Below are 17291 nucleotides of genomic sequence, written 5' to 3' on the forward strand. Positions count from 1 at the left end.
AATAAAAAATACTCCGTCATTCACCGGGACAAGCTCCTAACCCCCTTGGTAAAGGGAAATCCGCCTATTTGGAACCTCAAAACCTAATTTAAGCCGGTAACGTACAATCATAGGTATACACATTCTAAAAATTAAGCCAAGCTTGGGTTTTAAAAAATTGGAATGAAAAATCACTCAAAAGTTCTGTTTGTCTTAAAAACTTCAATTAACTTGGTTTACAAGTGATTTTTAACCGATAAACAAACCAAAATGAAATTATTTATCCATTTTATACCCCAAACTCTTTCCTTTCGGTTAACCAGAGTAATTTCCATTTTTTTGACATCTATGTTTCTTTCGATTATTAATGCAAATGCGGTTGATGTGGTTATCACAGGTTCAACCACTGTTTGTCCAAATAATCCGATCACCTATACTGTTAATACTTATCAAATTCCATTTGGATGGAATGTAAATACCTGTGGGGATTATTTATGGGGAATTAGAAAGGATGGCATTTTAATTGATGAGGTGCGCGGCACGTCCATAACATATACTTTTAAAGATACTGGAAATTACGAGTTGAGTGTGGTGGCATCCCAATGTTCTCCATACTTCAATGGGAGTACTACAATTCCAGTTGTTTCAAGGGTAATCCAACCTAATCCAATTTCCGGCCCGGTGATGTGCTTCGCGGGTCAATCCTATTCCTTCACAACAAGTCCTGGTTTGCCAAGTCAAAATCCAGTGGGCTCTGAATGCTATTATCATTTTGATTATCTATGGAATGCCCCTGCTGGATGGTCGATTAATGGAGGAGGAAATAGTCTTCTTACTCCTTCCGAAAGTATTAGTATTTCGGCCCCGGTAAACACACCAGCTGGCAACTATACTATATCGGTTCAAGGCTCAATACCTAATCCAATTCTTAATAACAATTGGTACAGTACACCTAGAACTTATACTGTACAAATAGGAGCGTTCTCTACATCACAAATTTCAGTCACTGGGACTTTATCGGTATGTAATGGCAATTCATACACATACACAGCAAATATTCCTGGAGGACATAAAACCGGCTATAGCTACAATTGGACTTATCCGTCAGGATGGAGTGTAGAATCTACATCATTAAATACAATAAGACTTTATGTTCCCTCGAACAACTCGTCCTACGGAACTGTAAGAGTATCTGTAAATAATAGTTGTGGAGCTTCCTCCTTTACAGGAGTAACAGTTTTCCCTTGTAATTATATGGTGTCCTCAGGGAACTTCAATGTATATCCCAACCCAACTCAAGGAGAACTCAACATAGAATACCTCAGTGAGGAAGGCAATTTAACTAACAATATTGAATTTAATGATCGGGAAAAAGAAAACCGTATAGAATATAGAATATTTAGAGTCGAGGTACTGGACAATGCAGAAAAAGTGGTTAGTTCTGGTGAGTCAAAAGGTGGAAAGGTCCATTTGAATATTAGTGGACTGAGGCCAGGTTCTTACTTTCTTCATATCTTTTATGATAAAGAAATTATAAGAGAACAGATATTAGTTCAATAAAGAGTCTTTACAAATTAATCCAAAACACCATGTTTCAACGAAATAATAAATTAGCTATTTTTTTTGCAAGTGTTTCTTTATTTGCACTTCCTTTTCAACTTCTTGCTCAAAAAGTCAATCAATCCTCAAATGCTCGAAATACAGTTTTCATTGAGATTGGAGGAAATGCTGGTCAATATGCTTTTAATTATGGTAGAATTTTTTATCAAAAAGAGGCTTTTAAGTTAACAGCAACTTCAGGATTTTCTTTATGGGCAGAAAAGATTGATGGCTCAACAGTTTGGAATCCTGCATTACCTTTGGAATTAACCTCATTGTTAGGAAGGAATAGACATCACCTTGAACTGGGTTTTGGCATAACTCCATTTCTGGAAGCAGAAATTATTTCATCTTTTGAATCAGGAGAATTAGTTCAAACGAAGGGATCTAGAGACTTAGGTGCCATTTTGCCCTTCAGAATTGGATACCGATATCAAAAACCAGAACAAGGCTTTTTTTTTAGATTAGGGTACACGCCTTTTTTTAAGTTTACAGGAAATTCTGAAGAAAATATAACATTCCAACCTGTTCATGCTGGGATTGGGCTTGGATGGAGTTTTTAGTAGGTTGATTTCAAAGCTTATTGTAAGTAAACCGTTGAGTTTATATGTGATTTTAAACTAGATACATAAGGCCCAAAATGATTAAATTTGATTTAGCTGATAAAAGGACTCAACCCCCTTTTGCTTAGGCTTAAATGTTCGGACGGTTTGAGTGATCGCTTGCGAGATGCAGTAGGTTCGAAGTGAAAAGGTAAAAATCGATTCCTTCGAGACTTTATTCCTCTTTTGATTTTTAAGCTGAACCCAATCATCAGACAAATAATACCGGCAGTCCCGATCATAAACCAGATCCTGAACCTTACAATCCATGACCCTCCCCAAAATCGAGGTGCTAAAAACCGTATTGATCTTGGCCTTTTTTGAAAGTTTCTTGAATGCTTGGTTCAACAAGCTCAAGTTAAACTCAGCCCCGATGATCAAGAAGCCTGCTTCGTCAAATGAAATTCTGGCTTTGAATTGATTGGCAAAGCAGATCAGGGAAGCATAGGAATCAGAGACAAAAATTGACCGAGAATGTTCTGAAAGATTAAGGACAGAAATCCCTCTGGAAGCCGGTTTATTCCGGTAAAGGCTCAGGATTTCACAATCCACTTTCTCGCCCTGCTCATCAAAGAAGTCAAATATGATCTGGCCCGTTTGATCCTGATGGGCAAACTTGGAAAACAGACCTTGGATAGCCTTATTCACCCCTTTATAAGTCAAAATATCAAAGGTCTCTATCAAAGCCATTGTCTTGTTCGGAACGTTTTCTTGGGTTCTTCCCTTCCTCCGTATCGATGCTGTTTAGCCGTTTGATGGCATTTATATCGAATTCATCCCTAATACCTTTTGGGAGTGAGGAATCAGCCGAAATTTTGGAGTATTCCTCCTTGATGTTGTTCAAATCACGAATTGCATCTCTGTCTTTTGAGTATCTAGCAATTCGGCGCTCTACTTGTTTTTGAACCTCCTTGATGGCTTGAAGGTATCCTTCGGTATATGCCTTATCCTCCTTGCTTTGCTTTCCGAGCAATTTCTGAACACCGGTAATCAGTAAGTAGGATACCCCTCCATCCAGCAAAACCGAAAGGACTAACCCTGACTTACTTGATCTGAGGCCTTTTGGAGCAGATGGCGAAAGTTGAAAAGCTGTCCCATCTGCCAACAGCACCGTTTCCCCTTCTTTGTATTTCTTCTTTTGCTGTGGATCGAGTTCTTGCCCATTGACGGATTGAGGAGCTTTGATGTCCCGGGGATTGTAGGAAAGAAATTGTCTAGTTCGGTGATCGTACTCGATGATTTCGGTCTGAATGTTCCCTTCTTTGTCCACATAGCTTTTCTTGATGTTAGCCAATTCATTTCGGACCAGCTGATTCCTTTCAGTTTCATTCAAATTGGGATGTTGGTTAGGTTCCCTATAAACCGGATCAATCCGCAAGGCAGGATTCCCATCTTCTCCTCTGACTATGGAAAGTCTTGCCGGTAATTTATCGATGTAAATATCCTTCCCTTTCAGGTCGGTCAATTCCACGATATCAGTCATTCCTCCATTTTTCAGGGCGTTGACTTCTTTTTCAGGTATGGTGAATTTTCCGTTTTTGATGACTCCAAAAATCTCCAGATCCTTCATCGGTAATCCATTTTGGCTTTGCATGATGTTTGCTTTATGGTTTTGATAAATAAGTGATTGCCTCTTCTTTAGTCGATAGTCTTGAAATCAATTGAATGAATAAGACAGGATTGACATATTCTTTTCCCTTTTTGATACTCAGGTGCAGATGATCGCCGGTAGCTCTTCCCGTACTTCCGGAAATCCCCAGGATAGTTCCCGGTAAGACACGATCGCCCTTTGCTACGAGGGACTGAGAAAGGTGACCGTAGATCGATTCATAGTTGCCGTGTTGGACTTTGATAAAAATTCCCAATATCGGATCATTGCCCACCGAAACTACAGTTCCATGAAGCATAGAAAGTACCTTCGATCGCTTGGTTTTAAGATCGATTCCCCGATGAAATTTCGTTTCTCCGGAAAATGGATCGGATCGGTAGCCAAACGCTGAAGTCAGAAAAAAATCCTCCAGGGGAAGGGATGCCAACAATAGCTCCTCCCCATGTTCCACGGCTAGTTCCTGTTGGGCCAAAGGAGGAATTTCAGATCTCTTCGCTTCTTGCTTTAATTCAGCGGACTTGATCACGTTTACCGAAGCCAATTCCTTTCGAAATTCAATAGAATTGAATTGAGGAAAAGCCTGATGACCGACAAAAAAAAGAAGTATAATCGATAGGTTCTTTAGCATGATTTCAATGAATTAATCTATCGTCGCCATTTCCCGGTGCTTTTCAATAATCTCAGTAACCTGTCGGTGGATTTTTTCAAAGTGCTTGGTCAGGATCTCTTCTTTCCTGCCTTGGAAATCATAGAATTTCGGAGTGGTCCGATAGGAGATTTCCTCCTGCTTGATCTCTCTCATATCGAGATTAACCCGGCAATGGACATTGGATGTTTTGTATTTCCCGTCAAACTGAGTCCCTTCCGTGGCGATAATTCCAGCAATCTCCCCGGTGTGCATGGACGCAATTTTTCCAGCAGGAATCAGTGGATCATATCGCTCACTATATGAAATCGAGGTTTTGTCCCGATCAATCGAAACACTCTGCCCCAATTGCTTTCGCTTTCCAAACATCATCTCCAACCAGGACAGCGTATCCTTATGGCGGACTGAGCCACAAAGGACATTTCCGATCACCGAGGTCATTGTCGATGCCGTATCCTTTCCCTGAAGCTGGTTTAACTGGGGCAGTTCCTGCAGGCCGAGCAAAACCGCTACTTTATTGCTCCGGGCAGTAGAAATCAGGTTTTCGATTTTATGGATGTAAAAAGTAGGCGCTTCGTCCGCTATTAAAGCGGTTGGCAAATTCCCTTTGGTATTAATCAATCGAGTCAGCCGGTTGATGATCACCGAATAGCAGGTGCCTGTGATGCTCTGCGTTTCAGTACTATTGGCAAGAACCAGAATGGAAGGAGAATTGGGATCCGAGATCTTAAGGTCGAAATCATCCCCACTGAAGACCCAAGCGGTTTCTTTGGTATTCAGTCTAGAAAGGAAAATCTTCAGGGTACCGACCTGCCCTTCCAGCTGTTTGTAAACCTTCTTTTCAAAGGCACTTCGAAAAGGAGACACCATGGATCGGAGTTCGGGATATTTGGTCAGACAGTTGAAAATATCCTCGTAGTCTCTGTTGAGAAAATCCAGCACATGGGCGAAGGTAGAATATTTGCCTTCCTCATATCGAGACACAAAAAAGATACAGGCGGAGAGAAAGTTGATGGCCGATTGCTCGAAAAACTTGTCTGCACCTCCAGTCGAATCGGACTTTTGAAGGGATTGAAAAATAGCCTCTGCGGTTTCAGAAGCATTGGCCACTGTCCTCAAATACCTTCTGTTGATCGGATTGATCCTTCTGGAATATTCAACCTCATCCAGATTAATCACATGGAATTTGAAATTTGGTTTTTTCTTTTTGTCCTGAGCTTTCAGATAGTGGAAGTAGGCAATCTGAGCCAAATCAGGAAACTTAAAATCGTAAAGGCACATGGTGAATCCCTTGCCAATCATCTGTCGGATAAAGGGATTGATCACCCCAAAAGACTTACCGGAACCGGGGGTTCCAATTACAAAAGTCCCTCTGAATGGATTGACCAAATTGATCCAACCTTTTCGGACTTTTCCCCTATAATAGAACTTCATGGGAATGTTGACCGAATAGGGGTTTTCGACTTTTTTAATGTCTTGCATGAAGGACTCTCCTTCGATATTCCATTCATCCTTTCCCAGTCCCGATTTGATCAGTTTCGACACATTGTCCAAGGAAGTATGGATCAAAACAGAACCAATAAATAGTGACAGGCTGTACCCGAGGTCTTGAATGGAAGTGAAGTCCATCACCAAAAATGAATCTTCCATCGTGTAGAAGTAGATTGAGCCAAAGAACAGTATCAACCCGATGGCCAAAGGAAAAATGATCTGATTTCTCGGATTTAAATCCAGGTTCTTTCTGGCAACCGTCCCGATTGCTGAAAGGCAAATCGCTATCAAAATGGCTACTTTTCCAAGAAGCACATTACTGTAAATCTTCAGGTTTTGCAGCTTTTCAAAAAGAGGAAAAAGAAACCTTTCCATCCAATCCATGGCCAACAACTGTGGGGCATAGACATACATCAGAATGTCCATAAACACCATCAGGTAAACAATGAATTGAAAGGTCGCATGAAGGCTTTTTAATTCTCTTTTCTCATTCATGGCAAAGGCTCAGTTAAAGGGAAAAATCATTTTTAAAGTGTGTCTGCCGCTAAAAGGTCTGCGTACTTGATCTCTAATGAGAGCGTTCTTCCACTGATTTGGGATTCCGAAAGCTCGATGGTAAAAACCTTGGAATTGGGGAAGGTGAACTTTTTGAACACGTAGATATTACGGTATTTCTTTTCAAAGCTCTTCGGGGCGAAAAGCTGGTATTCCGGTTCTATCTCAATGGACTGGACATTTGTTGCTTTGACAATTCGTTTATCCTCGATCTTAAACCTCAACTGGTCCAGATCAAATTTGAGATTGGTCTTGTTGGTAAAGGAGATGTCCAAAAAGATATAATCGTCCACCGTGTAGATACTGTTCACCTGACCGGAAACCCCGTACTGACTGCTCTTGGCGATGTTGTCCTTCTCTTTCCTTTTAAATGCCTCTATTGAAAAATACCGAAGCTCTTGGTCGCTCAAGGAGATTTTACCGACCTCCAAAGGACTGGTATGACTAGGAAGAATTTCGATCTGAGTCTTGAGCTGCCGCTCATCATGGGCATACCATAAATCGTACTGAGCGATGAACTTCTGCCCGATAATGGTAACTACGCCCAAAGACTTATTGTATCCATTGAGGTTGGAAACACTGTCCTGGATGGCTTTTACCCGAAAAACACTCTCCAAAGGAATATCCCCGATCATATTATCGGTCGAGATATCCACGTATTGGATAGGTTCGGGGGAAAGAAAGTGTAGCGAGATTTCCTCATCGATATAGATCTTGGGAAGTTGGCTTTTCAATAAGGTACCATTCTGCTGGGCATAGGCCGAAACGGATATCGCCCAAAGGATAAGGGTTATAATCTTTTGTCTCATGGTAGGTCAGTTTTGGTTTTGGATCATTTTTCCGTTTTCCTGCAATTCGTTGGTATCGATCAGATAGACAGAAGTCCCATACTTGATATTGGCCTTGTTCTTTTTGATGGATTTGGAAACGGCTTGGGAAGTTGAGGTGAACATTCGTTGAAGGGCTGACATGTACAATTGACTCAAAGCATCTGAGTTTTGCTGCATGGTCAGATTCATTCCCCCGGTGGTATTTCCTCCGAGTTCTTTGGAGAATTCCCGAAAGGCACTGGCCGGGACATACAGACCCTCCATCCCATCAACGTCATAGATGGAGAGTTTAATCGGGAAGATTCGATCATTGATCATGACCGAAGAAATGGTCAGTTTCACCCGCTGAGCTTCATATCCGGAAATCAAGGCATAGAGGTAAGTTCCTCTGCCCACAATGGCATTTCCGATCAGGATATCATCTAAAAGTCGGATTCTCAATCTAGCTCCTAGGGTACCACTCTTGATATCCTGGTCAATGATTGCCTCGATGAACTTTCCTTTTTTTTCTCTAGTGACGGTATTGAATAAGGTTGCGGCCCCCTCTGACTTCTGGACTCGATAAACCACGTTTTCGGTCTCATTTGCTACGGGTTGACTCTCCTTTTCTTTTTGCTGTAGCTCTTGATAAGCCGGATCATTCGCTTTGGAAATGGAGTCTATCACAGCCATTTGAGCTTTGAATAGATCCATGGGATCTTCGTATCTGTTGGCGGGAACTTGGGTCTTTTTTCCTTCCAGCTGATTGATGGCATTCAGCAATTCTTCATCTTCCTTGGAAAAGCTTTGCTGTCTGGAAGGTGTTGGTATAACAGAAGGAAAAACATTTGGCACATCGGGTTTTCCCGAATAGAGACCTGCACCTTTTAAAGCGTTGTCTATGGAATCCAGCAGCCTTTTTTCTTCCTCGTTATACAGCGTTTTGATTTGGCTGGATTCTTCCACCTCGAGTTCCAAGCCTTTGATTGCCGTGTATCCATCATTTGCCCTTTTATAGGTTTCTCTGGAAGCATCCAATTTGGAATCAAGCGGTTTTTTCTGGATCTGTTCCGACACTTTGCCAATCTCGGATTGGATTCCACTGAGCCCCTGAACAGGCTCATCCGAACTGTCTTTACTGAAGGATTTGTACCCGTAAAACAGCAAGCACAAAAACGGGAGCATGATTATTGGCAGGATGTATTTGGGTTGTTTGAAGTCAATTTTCATTAGAGTGGTTGTTAAAGTATTGCAGTTGCTCAATTGCTTTTTCCAGATAGGCGGAATCCGTTTTTGATATGGAATCCTGAGCGATAATCCGTTCGATTTCAGCTTTTAACTCTGCCATTTTCGCAGCCCTTAGGGTCAAATCCTGCAATGCTGAAAATTCGCCTGACAGCTCTCCCGGGATGGCCTTTAGCTCTTTTTTGAAATTGTTAGTCTGATTCTCCGAGTCAGGCTTCAGCACAAAAAAGGTCAGGATGAAAGATGCTACGATAAGAAGGAGCATGCCACAAAAAATGATTTTGGCATGACGATCCATCAAGCCTTTCATCTGGCCATTTACCCCAACCAGGTGAGGATAAAGCTCATTTTTCAGCTCTTGGAAAATGGTAGTTTCCCGATCCTTAAAAGGTGGTTTTCGAAACATTGCTCAGATCTTTATTTTCAATGGTTTTCCAATTCGTGATCAATACCCCGTGGCTGTTATTTTCACTTCTCGGGATATCGATCAATTCACCTTCAGTGATGATCGATCGGGTGATTGTGGCACTCCTTCGATCTATCTTTTGCTTACCGTAATACCGGAATCTATTCTGATCCAGGACAATGGAATCCGTCTGGATGGAAAGCACAGAACTTGAAGAAAGAATGGAATTGAAGTAGCCCTTTTCTTTCAGGTTATTGTATTGGCCGACTCCTGTCTCATCCACGAAATACATGGCCCTGCTCATCTGATATTCGATGTGCTTATCATCGGGAGTCAGGTTGAAAAAAAGGCTATGGAATAAGTCCACGGCTGCTTTGTACTCAGCTGGCCTATTCATTTGCATATTGGCCTGCTTGGCCAAAATGGGAATATCATTATCCAGGATATAAATGGACTGCCTAGCATTGGCTACCTGTTTATAAGCGTAAACCGAAACAAATCCACAGATAATGATTGAGGTAAGCAGGCTTCCCAAGGAAAGAACCGTAGCCAATCTGATTTTCGACTCAATATTTTGGATGATCATGGTTAGATTAGTTTAGCTCTTGAAATTGATTTTGAAGCAGAAGACCCCATCCTTCCGGCGGTGGTTGCTGCCGAGGAGATTCCTGAAGTGGAAATGATCCAAGTGGAAATGGAGGGCACGGTAGTAATGGCAATGGCACTGACAAAAAATGCAACTATCACCAGCCCGAAACTCAAAAAGCCATTGGATGCCAGCCAAGCCATTTTTTCAAGTCGATCCGCTCCGCCACCGGTTGAAAGCAGGTACTCGTACTTGTCAATTTCGACCTCCAAGGCGTATTGCTGGAGTCTTCCTGTGATGTAGAGAATCAAATAGGCCACTCCCACATAAAGGTTGACAGAAACAAACCTGGCTATCCAAGTCGTGAACGCATCCCGAAAAGCCGGAAGGATACTCACCACCACTGAAAAAGGTCCGAGTATCACCAACACCGTTGAGTAGATGATTTGTAACATGAAAATGATATAGACACACACCCTCAGAATCCAGATGGCCACCAATTCTATAATTTGGGTAGCAAGCAGTTGAAGGCTGGTTTGCATCCTGATTCGCATTTGGACAATAGGAGCTAAAATCTGATCGGAGAAAAATCCTTTCACCCCATCAACAATTACTGTCCCCAAATCCTTATCGGATTCCTGCGCCTGATCCGAAGCCATCTCGGTCACCGCCTGATATTCCACCAGCTGATCGGCCATCTCGATCATGTAAGCCGCCCGGTCAAGTCGCAAGGCATTGTTGGTGTCATTTTGAGTTCCAAAAAGCGCTTCTGTTTTGGCGGCAATCAAATCGGTAGGAAAAGCGATGATCTGACAGAAAATTGGCCACCACATCAAAAGAATTACCAAAGCAAATGGCCTCAGCAGGGGCATAATTTCAAGCTTCTTGTCCCCAGCCATCATTTCGTAGCATTTCAGACTGAAAAAAATCAGCATAAAAATACAGGCCAAGGTCTGAGCATCTCTCATGAAAGGATCGGAGTGAGCAAAGCCATAATCCCTCATTTCTTCAAAGAAGGTCATCACTCCCCTGTCGTAAATGCTGTTTCCCTGCAAATAGCTTATGGTCTCCTTGTACTGGTCATGGTTAGCCGATTGTGCAATTCCGGAGATGGATACCCCAAGGAAAATTGAAAGTCCTGTGATCAGCTTTTTCATTTTAGGACTTGGGTTTGGTTAACAATCTTCTTGGCTCTTTCCTCTTCGCTATTTGGATCTGAAAGGATAATTTCCCCGCTGATTTTTCGCTGATTGAGCTTTCGGAAGGCAAGCATATTGGAAGACATGTCTAGCTTGTATTGCCACTTTTTAAGGACATCTCTCATTTCAAGCATGATTCTGTGATACATCAGAATCCGTTGCCCTCTTTCCATGTCCAAGCTCTTGGCAAACTCATATCGTTCTGAAAGCGACGCCATGTTGTTTAAATACCATTGGTATGCCCCATGATCAGTCATATACTGTATTACTTCTGGCGAAACGCCCTGAAAAGCTGAAGCTTCAGGATTTTCCAAAGGATTCAGCTCTCGCTTATAGTAGAATTGGTAAAGCGGATCTGTTGATGAAAAAGCACCTGAAATGCGGGCCATCTCCGCTGCTGCCAAGTTTTTGACCGTATCTGAGTGCTGCTTATAGTAGTTGGATGAAATCTGCATGGCCGCTGCCAATCCCAGTCTTTGAGTTTGTTCTCCCCTTGAAGACAAAGGCCTTCTGTCGAGATCAGGGTAATTGGGATGCAAGCCCCAGGTGATATACCAAATCGGATTCGTTGGGATTCCAAGGAATCTTTTGGGTTCGGGATAGAATTTATCTTCATCCCATTGCTTAAAGACCATGCGTTCCTGCTGAGCGACAATCGCTCTATCATGGATGGGAGTCTGTCCATAGCTGTGAATACAAACAGAAAAAAGGATCAAAAATGAGAGAACTGGCTTCATCGGCTAAGAATTTTCTGTTTGATGATGATTTCATTGATCAATCCTAAATCCCGATTGATATAGGTCTGGTAAGGATTGAGAGATCGGATTATCCCATTGGTCTTGGCCCAGTAGATGCTGTTCTTTGCAGCCAGTACCAAGGCAAGAATTACCTGTAATTCCTTTTGAACCGAATCAAGTAGCTCATCCCGGACATTGTAATTCATCAGGAGGTTATCGCCTTCTTTGAGAATCAGGGAAGAAACTTCCGTGGCCAGATTGAGACTTCGTTTTTTCGCCTGAGCCGTGTATTCTTCCACAAAAAGAAAAAGGATGGGATTATCGCCCGCCAACTGGAATGCCTCTGCGGAAATGGAACTGATATCCAAGACCGTCTCAGCGATCATCCTTACCTGAATTGCATCTTTGAGGCCCTCATTGATCTGGGTCAGAGAGTTGACAATCATGGTTTGAACCAGTGCCAGGCTTGATGAATTGAGAATGATATCATCGGTGTTTTGCCTGATGATATTCAAGGTTTGGTGATATCCTATTTCGTTGGCATTTCTTACTGCTGCATTGGCATTGACTATCGAAAAATGCTCTCTGTCAAATACTACGGTCTGCCCATAAGATTCAACCACCATGAAACAAATGAAAAGACAAAGGAGATTTTTCATCGGGCTAGGGTTTTGGCGTTTTGAATGATTTCTTCTACCAAAGCCATTTCCGTTGCCACATACTGTAGGTAGGGATTGACTCCTCGCTTCCTTTCCAGATAGTGTTGAAGTGATTTGGAAACGGTGAAGGAAAGTCCGTTGATCTCCCTCAGCTCATCCAGAATGTGTTGGAAAAGGATTCTTCTTTCCGAAACTTTCATCTGATTGACCACTCCGATACTTGCCGATAGGCCAAAGAGGTAATTCAAAAGTGAATAGGATCTATCGACGAAAACCTTTTCAGACTCTACCGCAAAAAGTACTAACTCCGGATTTTGGCTACAGTAGATAACAATTTGCTGTTGGTTATCAATAATGGAGTTGACCAAGGGCTCAGCCGCAGCACCAATTCCAAAAGCATCGATAACTATCGAGAGTTTGGCGAATCTGTCTTGAACGGCTCGGTATTTCTCCTTTACCGACTTGACCAAATTGGCATTGACCTCCTCGTTGACCGCGTTCCTTCCCTGATTTTCTTTCGCCTCTTTTTGAAGGTTGTATTCAGACTTGGATTCCTCTACTAGCTGGTGGAGAAGAGCCACATTGGTTTGGGCAACACTCATCCCAAGGCTTGCAAACAAAACGAAGAGTAAAAGCCAAAATGATTTCATGGTTGCAGGGTTTTGGCTTTTCTGGCTATATCCTGCGCAAGCTGGATATCCACATTGATGTAACCTTGGAAAGGATTTAAGGCTCTTACAAATCCTTTCATCTGAGCGAAATACATGGCTCGATACATTCCATAAGAATTGGATCGCAGAATGACCATCTCAGTCAAAATCTGATTGATCAGCTTAGACCGTTCTCCGGCATCCATGAGGTTATTCTCTCCTCCCTTCAGCACAAAAGAGCTGACCTCCAAAGCCAAGGAAGTTGCCCTTTGCTGAAATAGGGTAGCATTCCGTTCGGCAAACAGGAGTAAAGCGGGATTCTCCCCTGCCAAGTCCATCACCTGACTGAGGTCACTGGAAATCCCAGTAGCAATTCGTGCGATTTCCTGAACGTTGGAAAGATTGGTTAATATCGAACTGACCTCAGAAAGTCCCTTGTAGATTTTGTCCTGCATCGTATTGACAATGGTCAGGTTTCCTGTAATCGCGAGCTGTCCCCGCTCAATCAAAGTCAATCGTTCATTGGTGGCATTCAGCTGGGAATTGATCACCGCAGAATGTGCCGCCGTTGCTCCTGCTACCGCAGGATCCACATAGACAGTCTGCCCAAAAGCAGATCCCGAGAGGATCAGAAATGCGAGTAGGTTCAATGTTTTCATCATGGTCTTGGTTAAAAAGTTGCAGTTAGTGTTTCTCTTGTCGGAGCCCCTTGCTTGTTGACTTCACTGAAAAACTCATGTAGGGTTAGCTCAGAAGCTTTGAAATCCTCGACAAAAGCGTCCAATCCCATTTGGTATCCTCCGAAGGCTTGGATATAGATTTCGATAGCTGACTTTTCTGGCTTTTCCGTGGTATAGGTTAGGTATTGATACAAAGACACTTCCACCCCATACACCTCACCGGCGGATCCTCTTCGGATATAGACTTCCTTGAATCTTCCCCGACCCTCATGATTATCCAGCTGATTGATCGTGAAAATCTTCTTCCTTTCATTTTCATTGATCGAAAGCAGGGAGGCGATTTGAGAATAATTGTCTTTGAACTTGGTCTGATCCAAGAGACAGATGGTATCCGAATTATTGATGATACTGTCTTTGACCACCGCGTTTCCGATGATATCTCCCAGTTCTTGGGTTACCACTATGGCTTCCCCCCAGAATTTCCGGACGGTCTTATAGAGGTATAAAATATAGCCTGCCATTAGCGGAGAGGCTATGGCCTTCCAAGCCTCTTCGATGATGAGCGCTTTCCGGTATTTGGTTCGGAACCTCATTTTCTGGATGAAAACATCCATGATAATAAGTGTGACAATCGGGAAAAGCACTTTGTGTTCCTTGATGCTATCAATCTCGAAAACCACAAAAGATTCGGTAAACAAAGACTGGTCAACCTCCTCATTGAGCAGGTTCTCAAACTCACCTCCTTGGTAAAACTTCTTCAGCACAAAGCGAAACTCTTCAAGTTCAAATCCGATGCTTTCACTCTCTTTGATTTCGGGGATTTTCTCCAAAGCGAATTCATAAAAGCTGTTGAAGCAAAGTCGGTCGATCGTGCTTTCCTGGGAGAAAAAAGAGGAATAGTAAGCCGAGATCGTACTGGAAATAACATCCGCTTCGACCTGAGAGACTGTTCCTTCCGCTGTCTTCCACAAAAGGGAAATTAGGGTCAGGAGATAGTCTTTCTTCTCGATGTTGTACTCCTCCTCGGTAATGGAAAAAGGGTTGGTGGTTATAGGCTTTTCCTCGGTGTAAGTGATGTATTTCCCTTGGTAGTATTGGCAAAGTCCGGAATACGAATGGCCGGTATCGACTATGACCACATCCATCAGCCATTTCGGATTGGGCCGCTTATTCCACATGCAGTACTGTTCGATCAGGGCATTCATAAAGAATGATTTCCCCGAACCGGAAGGCCCCAGTACAAACTTGTTTCGATTGTTGATCCGATTGGTTTGCATCGGCAAATCAGCCGGATCAATCTTCAAAGGGATTCCTTGCCTATCCGTAAATCGAATCTGAAATCCGCTTATCTCATCCTTGTTCAGTGATTCCTTCAGGAAAAAACATAAGGCCGCATCGGAGGTGGTTAGGAAGTAATCGTAAACTTTCAACTCAGCGGTATTGCAGGGAAGCAGTGTCCTGAAAAGCTCCAGTTGGTTATAGGAATTTTTGTTGGCCACAATCCCCTGTTGGAAAAGCGAGGATTCTACATAATTGCAAGCTCCTTGGATATGCTCCTTCTTGGCAGAAACAACCACATTGAAGTGGCAATTAACCAAAAGCTGATTGTGTCTGGCCACGTCTTCCAATAGCCTGTCGATATCTTCAACACAGATGTTATTGGCTGGATCAGGTATCCCAGAATGGCGCTTTCGCTTCAATTCCAGCTTGTTCAGCGTTGCTTTCTGCTCAATGATTTCAATGACTTGGTTATAAACTATCGTCTGGAAATTAGGAACATCGAAAAGGAAGGCCATATTATCCACGGGAAACCCTTTCAGGCTATCCTTGTCGTTACGCTCCAAGTGAGTGGTAACCTTCTCAGGAAGTTCAACCTTATCGGTATCCACCAAGGTGATCGACCGAAAAGCTCTTTCTCCGCTTTCCACTTGACTTTCTTCGGCAAGTAGGTTGTCCAGTACAATCTTTTCCTCAAGGAAATTCATACTGAGAATCCGTTTCACATATCGGTCAGTCTCCACTCTTGACAGTGCTTCAATCTTAATTCCCGCACGTTCAAAAAGGTCGGATACCTTCCCCAAGGTCTGGATAAAATCCATCACTGACTTTTGACTATATCTGCCTTTTACCCGTTTGGTAATCACCAAAAATGTCTTCAGCGAAGTGTATGGCCGCCCCTGGAAATGGTCATCATACTTTCGCTGTAGATATTCTGTTGAGAATTTTTCGCTGTAGGTCTTTCTTGAAAAAATGTCCTGCTTTTGGATCAAATGCCCTTCACCCAATATTTTGATCAGGTTGGTGTATAGCTGGTGAAATGAGTCGTACTTGGAAGAATCCGCTGAATATTGCAAGACAGGATTATCCAATCTAAGGATGACACCAAAATCACCCTTCAGATTGAATAGACAATGAAAACCATGGATCTGATTTTCAATCCCCAGATAGGGAAGCTTAAATTCATTCCGTTTTTTCCCAAACATGTTTACTTCGATTTTAAGGATGTAGCGATCTGAAATACCCCTTTGTACCTTGTTTTGCTATGCAAGCCTTTTTTCTGTTGCTGAGAGGTGATGAAAAGTCCGGTTGTCATGACGGATAGGGTAATCACCCCACCTAAAACCATACTGGTTAAGCTTCCGATTAATCCTCCTAAGACGACCGCGATGACTAAGGAAGCGACTCCCCATCCAATGAATTTTCCCTGAAAGCCCCGATATATAAGAGGCTTTTGAAGCCCCTTATATATCGGAAATTGCTTAGCCATCAGACACCGAAAAACGCTTTGATGATCACGCTGACCAAGACCAAAAACAGGCAGGAACCGCCCCATCCCATCAATTCTTTATTGATGTCCTGATCACCGGAGTTCCATTTAATATAAACTCTTACCCCTCCGATCAGCCCTACTACCGCTCCAATTACCAGACAAAGACTGGCTACGGGATCCACATAGGCGAGTAGTGAGGATTCGGCTGCGGTGATTCCCTGAACACCTTGGGCTCTGGAGGTTGTCGTTGCAAGCGTAACAAGCAATGCGCTTGAGATCATTTTTTTGGTTTTGTTGAACATGGTTTTCATAGTTTATTGAGAAAATATTGATTTTGATTTTGCTTTTTTTGGGGTATCAAGTCAGTGGAACAGCATACAATCCGCTGAGAAAAAAGCCCATCGTGGCCAAGAATAAACAGGCTCCGAACCAACTGACTACCTGCACATCGATCTGATGTCTTCCCATTTGCCAGTTGTTGTAAACCCGAAGACCTCCAAGTAATCCCGAGACTGCCCCCACGACAAATGAGAGTCGGGAAAGAGCCACATAGAAACTTTTCATATCGGTCTCCACCTCCTGAAATTTTGAGACTCCCGGAGGGGATTGGCCATAAGTATCCGTTGCCGAGAAAAAGAGAAGGAGGGAAATAGCGCATAGGATTAAGCGATAGGAAAGCTTCATGAGAACACGACTTTCTTTTTCATTTCAATACTGCCTTCCTTGGCGAGTACAAAGAGGGAATTGAGTGTGGTCACTCCTCCGGTAGATTTGACCGGGCTGGGATCGTTGATTTCAAATTCGATGTCCTCAGAATCCTCCTCGCTGTGGACCCATACTTCTGAAGCCGATTCCTTTTTAGGCTTTACAGGTTCAAGCATCGGTTCATTATCCTCAATCACTGTCGGACTTTCGTCAAACTCATTGAGGTCCGTCTGGAATGTGTAGGCATTCCCTGCCGACACTTCTGAAACCTGTGGCTTGCGCAAAACATCGATGACGACATTTACCGCATAATACACCACATAGAAAAGGGATAGGTATAGAAAGAAGTCTGTCCAGCTCATAG

General features: G+C 42.9%; 20 protein-coding genes. 2 read left to right on the forward strand and 18 right to left on the reverse strand.

Features of this window, described 5'->3' with window-relative positions; genetic code table 11:
- Nucleotides 1-249 precede the first annotated feature (249 nt).
- Nucleotides 250-1539 carry a T9SS type A sorting domain-containing protein gene (locus tag B2906_RS13160; RefSeq protein ID WP_286940061.1) on the forward strand — a complete coding sequence of 430 codons (1290 nt, stop codon included), beginning with the start codon at nucleotides 250-252 and terminating at the stop codon, nucleotides 1537-1539.
- A gap of 29 nt (nucleotides 1540-1568) precedes the next feature.
- Nucleotides 1569-2141 carry a hypothetical protein gene (locus tag B2906_RS13165; RefSeq protein ID WP_286940065.1) on the forward strand — a complete coding sequence of 191 codons (573 nt, stop codon included), beginning with the start codon at nucleotides 1569-1571 and terminating at the stop codon, nucleotides 2139-2141.
- 81 nt (nucleotides 2142-2222) lie between these two features.
- Here the strand turns inward: B2906_RS13165 and B2906_RS13170 are convergent, their stop codons facing one another.
- From B2906_RS13170 to B2906_RS13255, 18 genes are read right to left on the reverse strand one after another with little or no spacing between them, the layout of a single operon-like run.
- A complete protein-coding gene (locus tag B2906_RS13170) occupies nucleotides 2223-2870 on the reverse strand; it encodes a hypothetical protein (RefSeq protein WP_286940067.1) in 648 nt (215 codons plus the stop codon).
- Nucleotides 2848-3774 carry a DUF4099 domain-containing protein gene (locus B2906_RS13175; RefSeq protein ID WP_286940072.1) on the reverse strand — a complete coding sequence of 309 codons (927 nt, stop codon included), beginning with the start codon at nucleotides 3772-3774 and terminating at the stop codon, nucleotides 2848-2850. The genes B2906_RS13170 and B2906_RS13175 overlap by 23 nt, the downstream gene beginning before the upstream one ends.
- Nucleotides 3775-3784: 10 nt before the next feature.
- Complete coding sequence (locus tag B2906_RS13180; RefSeq protein WP_286940075.1) at nucleotides 3785-4417, reverse strand: M23 family metallopeptidase; 633 nt, start codon at nucleotides 4415-4417, stop codon at nucleotides 3785-3787.
- Nucleotides 4418-4429: 12 nt separating this feature from the next.
- Nucleotides 4430-6421 carry a type IV secretory system conjugative DNA transfer family protein gene (locus B2906_RS13185; protein WP_286940086.1) on the reverse strand — a complete coding sequence of 664 codons (1992 nt, stop codon included), beginning with the start codon at nucleotides 6419-6421 and terminating at the stop codon, nucleotides 4430-4432.
- A gap of 32 nt (nucleotides 6422-6453) precedes the next feature.
- On the reverse strand, nucleotides 6454-7290 hold the full coding sequence (gene traN, locus B2906_RS13190; RefSeq protein ID WP_286940090.1) for a conjugative transposon protein TraN: 837 nt from the start codon (nucleotides 7288-7290) through the stop codon (nucleotides 6454-6456).
- A 6-nt stretch (nucleotides 7291-7296) separates the two neighbouring features.
- Nucleotides 7297-8520 (reverse strand): conjugative transposon protein TraM, encoded by a 1224-nt coding sequence (traM, locus tag B2906_RS13195; protein ID WP_286940092.1) that lies wholly within the window; start codon nucleotides 8518-8520, stop codon nucleotides 7297-7299.
- A complete protein-coding gene (locus B2906_RS13200; protein WP_286940096.1) occupies nucleotides 8510-8941 on the reverse strand; it encodes a hypothetical protein in 432 nt (143 codons plus the stop codon). The genes traM and B2906_RS13200 overlap by 11 nt, the downstream gene beginning before the upstream one ends.
- Nucleotides 8919-9527 (reverse strand): conjugative transposon protein TraK, encoded by a 609-nt coding sequence (gene traK, locus B2906_RS13205; protein ID WP_286940101.1) that lies wholly within the window; start codon nucleotides 9525-9527, stop codon nucleotides 8919-8921. The genes B2906_RS13200 and traK overlap by 23 nt, the downstream gene beginning before the upstream one ends.
- Nucleotides 9528-9529: 2 nt before the next feature.
- Nucleotides 9530-10684: a plasmid transfer protein gene (locus B2906_RS13210; protein ID WP_286940104.1), complete on the reverse strand. Its 1155-nt coding sequence runs from the start codon at nucleotides 10682-10684 to the stop codon at nucleotides 9530-9532.
- Nucleotides 10681-11463 (reverse strand): hypothetical protein, encoded by a 783-nt coding sequence (locus B2906_RS13215; RefSeq protein WP_286940111.1) that lies wholly within the window; start codon nucleotides 11461-11463, stop codon nucleotides 10681-10683. Before B2906_RS13215 ends, B2906_RS13210 begins: the two co-directional genes overlap by 4 nt.
- Complete coding sequence (locus tag B2906_RS13220; RefSeq protein WP_286940116.1) at nucleotides 11460-12122, reverse strand: hypothetical protein; 663 nt, start codon at nucleotides 12120-12122, stop codon at nucleotides 11460-11462. Before B2906_RS13220 ends, B2906_RS13215 begins: the two co-directional genes overlap by 4 nt.
- Complete coding sequence (locus B2906_RS13225; RefSeq protein WP_286940117.1) at nucleotides 12119-12772, reverse strand: hypothetical protein; 654 nt, start codon at nucleotides 12770-12772, stop codon at nucleotides 12119-12121. The genes B2906_RS13220 and B2906_RS13225 overlap by 4 nt, the downstream gene beginning before the upstream one ends.
- Nucleotides 12769-13434, reverse strand: coding sequence for a hypothetical protein (locus tag B2906_RS13230; RefSeq protein WP_286940121.1), 666 nt, complete (start codon nucleotides 13432-13434; stop codon nucleotides 12769-12771). The genes B2906_RS13225 and B2906_RS13230 overlap by 4 nt, the downstream gene beginning before the upstream one ends.
- Before the next feature lie 8 nt (nucleotides 13435-13442).
- Entirely contained in the window at nucleotides 13443-15935 is a 2493-nt protein-coding gene (locus tag B2906_RS13235) for a TraG family conjugative transposon ATPase (protein ID WP_286940124.1), read from the reverse strand.
- Between the two features lie 2 nt (nucleotides 15936-15937).
- A complete protein-coding gene (locus B2906_RS13240; RefSeq protein WP_286940135.1) occupies nucleotides 15938-16219 on the reverse strand; it encodes a DUF4133 domain-containing protein in 282 nt (93 codons plus the stop codon).
- Complete coding sequence (locus tag B2906_RS13245) at nucleotides 16219-16533, reverse strand: DUF4134 domain-containing protein (RefSeq protein WP_286940139.1); 315 nt, start codon at nucleotides 16531-16533, stop codon at nucleotides 16219-16221. The genes B2906_RS13240 and B2906_RS13245 overlap by 1 nt, the downstream gene beginning before the upstream one ends.
- A gap of 46 nt (nucleotides 16534-16579) precedes the next feature.
- The gene (locus tag B2906_RS13250) at nucleotides 16580-16906 is read right to left on the reverse strand and encodes a DUF4134 family protein (protein ID WP_286940140.1); all 327 of its coding nucleotides are present in this window, start codon (nucleotides 16904-16906) and stop codon (nucleotides 16580-16582) included.
- The gene (locus B2906_RS13255; RefSeq protein WP_286940142.1) at nucleotides 16903-17289 is read right to left on the reverse strand and encodes a hypothetical protein; all 387 of its coding nucleotides are present in this window, start codon (nucleotides 17287-17289) and stop codon (nucleotides 16903-16905) included. The genes B2906_RS13250 and B2906_RS13255 overlap by 4 nt, the downstream gene beginning before the upstream one ends.
- Between the last annotated feature and the right edge of the window lie 2 nt (nucleotides 17290-17291).

It is taken from the genome of Algoriphagus sp. UBA3586, assembly GCF_002376385.1.
Lineage (GTDB): Bacteria > Bacteroidota > Bacteroidia > Cytophagales > Cyclobacteriaceae > Algoriphagus > Algoriphagus ornithinivorans.

What these genes read in the sequence shown, in the direction of transcription:
- B2906_RS13160 (WP_286940061.1), top strand. Translation starts at nt 250, where the DNA reads ATGAAATTATTTATCCATTTTATACCCCAAACTCTTTCCTTTCGGTTA.
- B2906_RS13165 (WP_286940065.1), top strand. Translation starts at nt 1,569, where the DNA reads ATGTTTCAACGAAATAATAAATTAGCTATTTTTTTTGCAAGTGTTTCT.
- B2906_RS13170 (WP_286940067.1), bottom strand. Translation starts at nt 2,870, where the DNA reads ATGGCTTTGATAGAGACCTTTGATATTTTGACTTATAAAGGGGTGAAT.
- B2906_RS13175 (WP_286940072.1), bottom strand. Translation starts at nt 3,774, where the DNA reads ATGCAAAGCCAAAATGGATTACCGATGAAGGATCTGGAGATTTTTGGA.
- B2906_RS13180 (WP_286940075.1), bottom strand. Translation starts at nt 4,417, where the DNA reads ATGCTAAAGAACCTATCGATTATACTTCTTTTTTTTGTCGGTCATCAG.
- B2906_RS13185 (WP_286940086.1), bottom strand. Translation starts at nt 6,421, where the DNA reads ATGAATGAGAAAAGAGAATTAAAAAGCCTTCATGCGACCTTTCAATTC.
- traN (WP_286940090.1), bottom strand. Translation starts at nt 7,290, where the DNA reads ATGAGACAAAAGATTATAACCCTTATCCTTTGGGCGATATCCGTTTCG.
- traM (WP_286940092.1), bottom strand. Translation starts at nt 8,520, where the DNA reads ATGAAAATTGACTTCAAACAACCCAAATACATCCTGCCAATAATCATG.
- B2906_RS13200 (WP_286940096.1), bottom strand. Translation starts at nt 8,941, where the DNA reads ATGTTTCGAAAACCACCTTTTAAGGATCGGGAAACTACCATTTTCCAA.
- traK (WP_286940101.1), bottom strand. Translation starts at nt 9,527, where the DNA reads ATGATCATCCAAAATATTGAGTCGAAAATCAGATTGGCTACGGTTCTT.
- B2906_RS13210 (WP_286940104.1), bottom strand. Translation starts at nt 10,684, where the DNA reads ATGAAAAAGCTGATCACAGGACTTTCAATTTTCCTTGGGGTATCCATC.
- B2906_RS13215 (WP_286940111.1), bottom strand. Translation starts at nt 11,463, where the DNA reads ATGAAGCCAGTTCTCTCATTTTTGATCCTTTTTTCTGTTTGTATTCAC.
- B2906_RS13220 (WP_286940116.1), bottom strand. Translation starts at nt 12,122, where the DNA reads ATGAAAAATCTCCTTTGTCTTTTCATTTGTTTCATGGTGGTTGAATCT.
- B2906_RS13225 (WP_286940117.1), bottom strand. Translation starts at nt 12,772, where the DNA reads ATGAAATCATTTTGGCTTTTACTCTTCGTTTTGTTTGCAAGCCTTGGG.
- B2906_RS13230 (WP_286940121.1), bottom strand. Translation starts at nt 13,434, where the DNA reads ATGATGAAAACATTGAACCTACTCGCATTTCTGATCCTCTCGGGATCT.
- B2906_RS13235 (WP_286940124.1), bottom strand. Translation starts at nt 15,935, where the DNA reads ATGTTTGGGAAAAAACGGAATGAATTTAAGCTTCCCTATCTGGGGATT.
- B2906_RS13240 (WP_286940135.1), bottom strand. Translation starts at nt 16,219, where the DNA reads ATGGCTAAGCAATTTCCGATATATAAGGGGCTTCAAAAGCCTCTTATA.
- B2906_RS13245 (WP_286940139.1), bottom strand. Translation starts at nt 16,533, where the DNA reads ATGAAAACCATGTTCAACAAAACCAAAAAAATGATCTCAAGCGCATTG.
- B2906_RS13250 (WP_286940140.1), bottom strand. Translation starts at nt 16,906, where the DNA reads ATGAAGCTTTCCTATCGCTTAATCCTATGCGCTATTTCCCTCCTTCTC.
- B2906_RS13255 (WP_286940142.1), bottom strand. Translation starts at nt 17,289, where the DNA reads ATGAGCTGGACAGACTTCTTTCTATACCTATCCCTTTTCTATGTGGTG.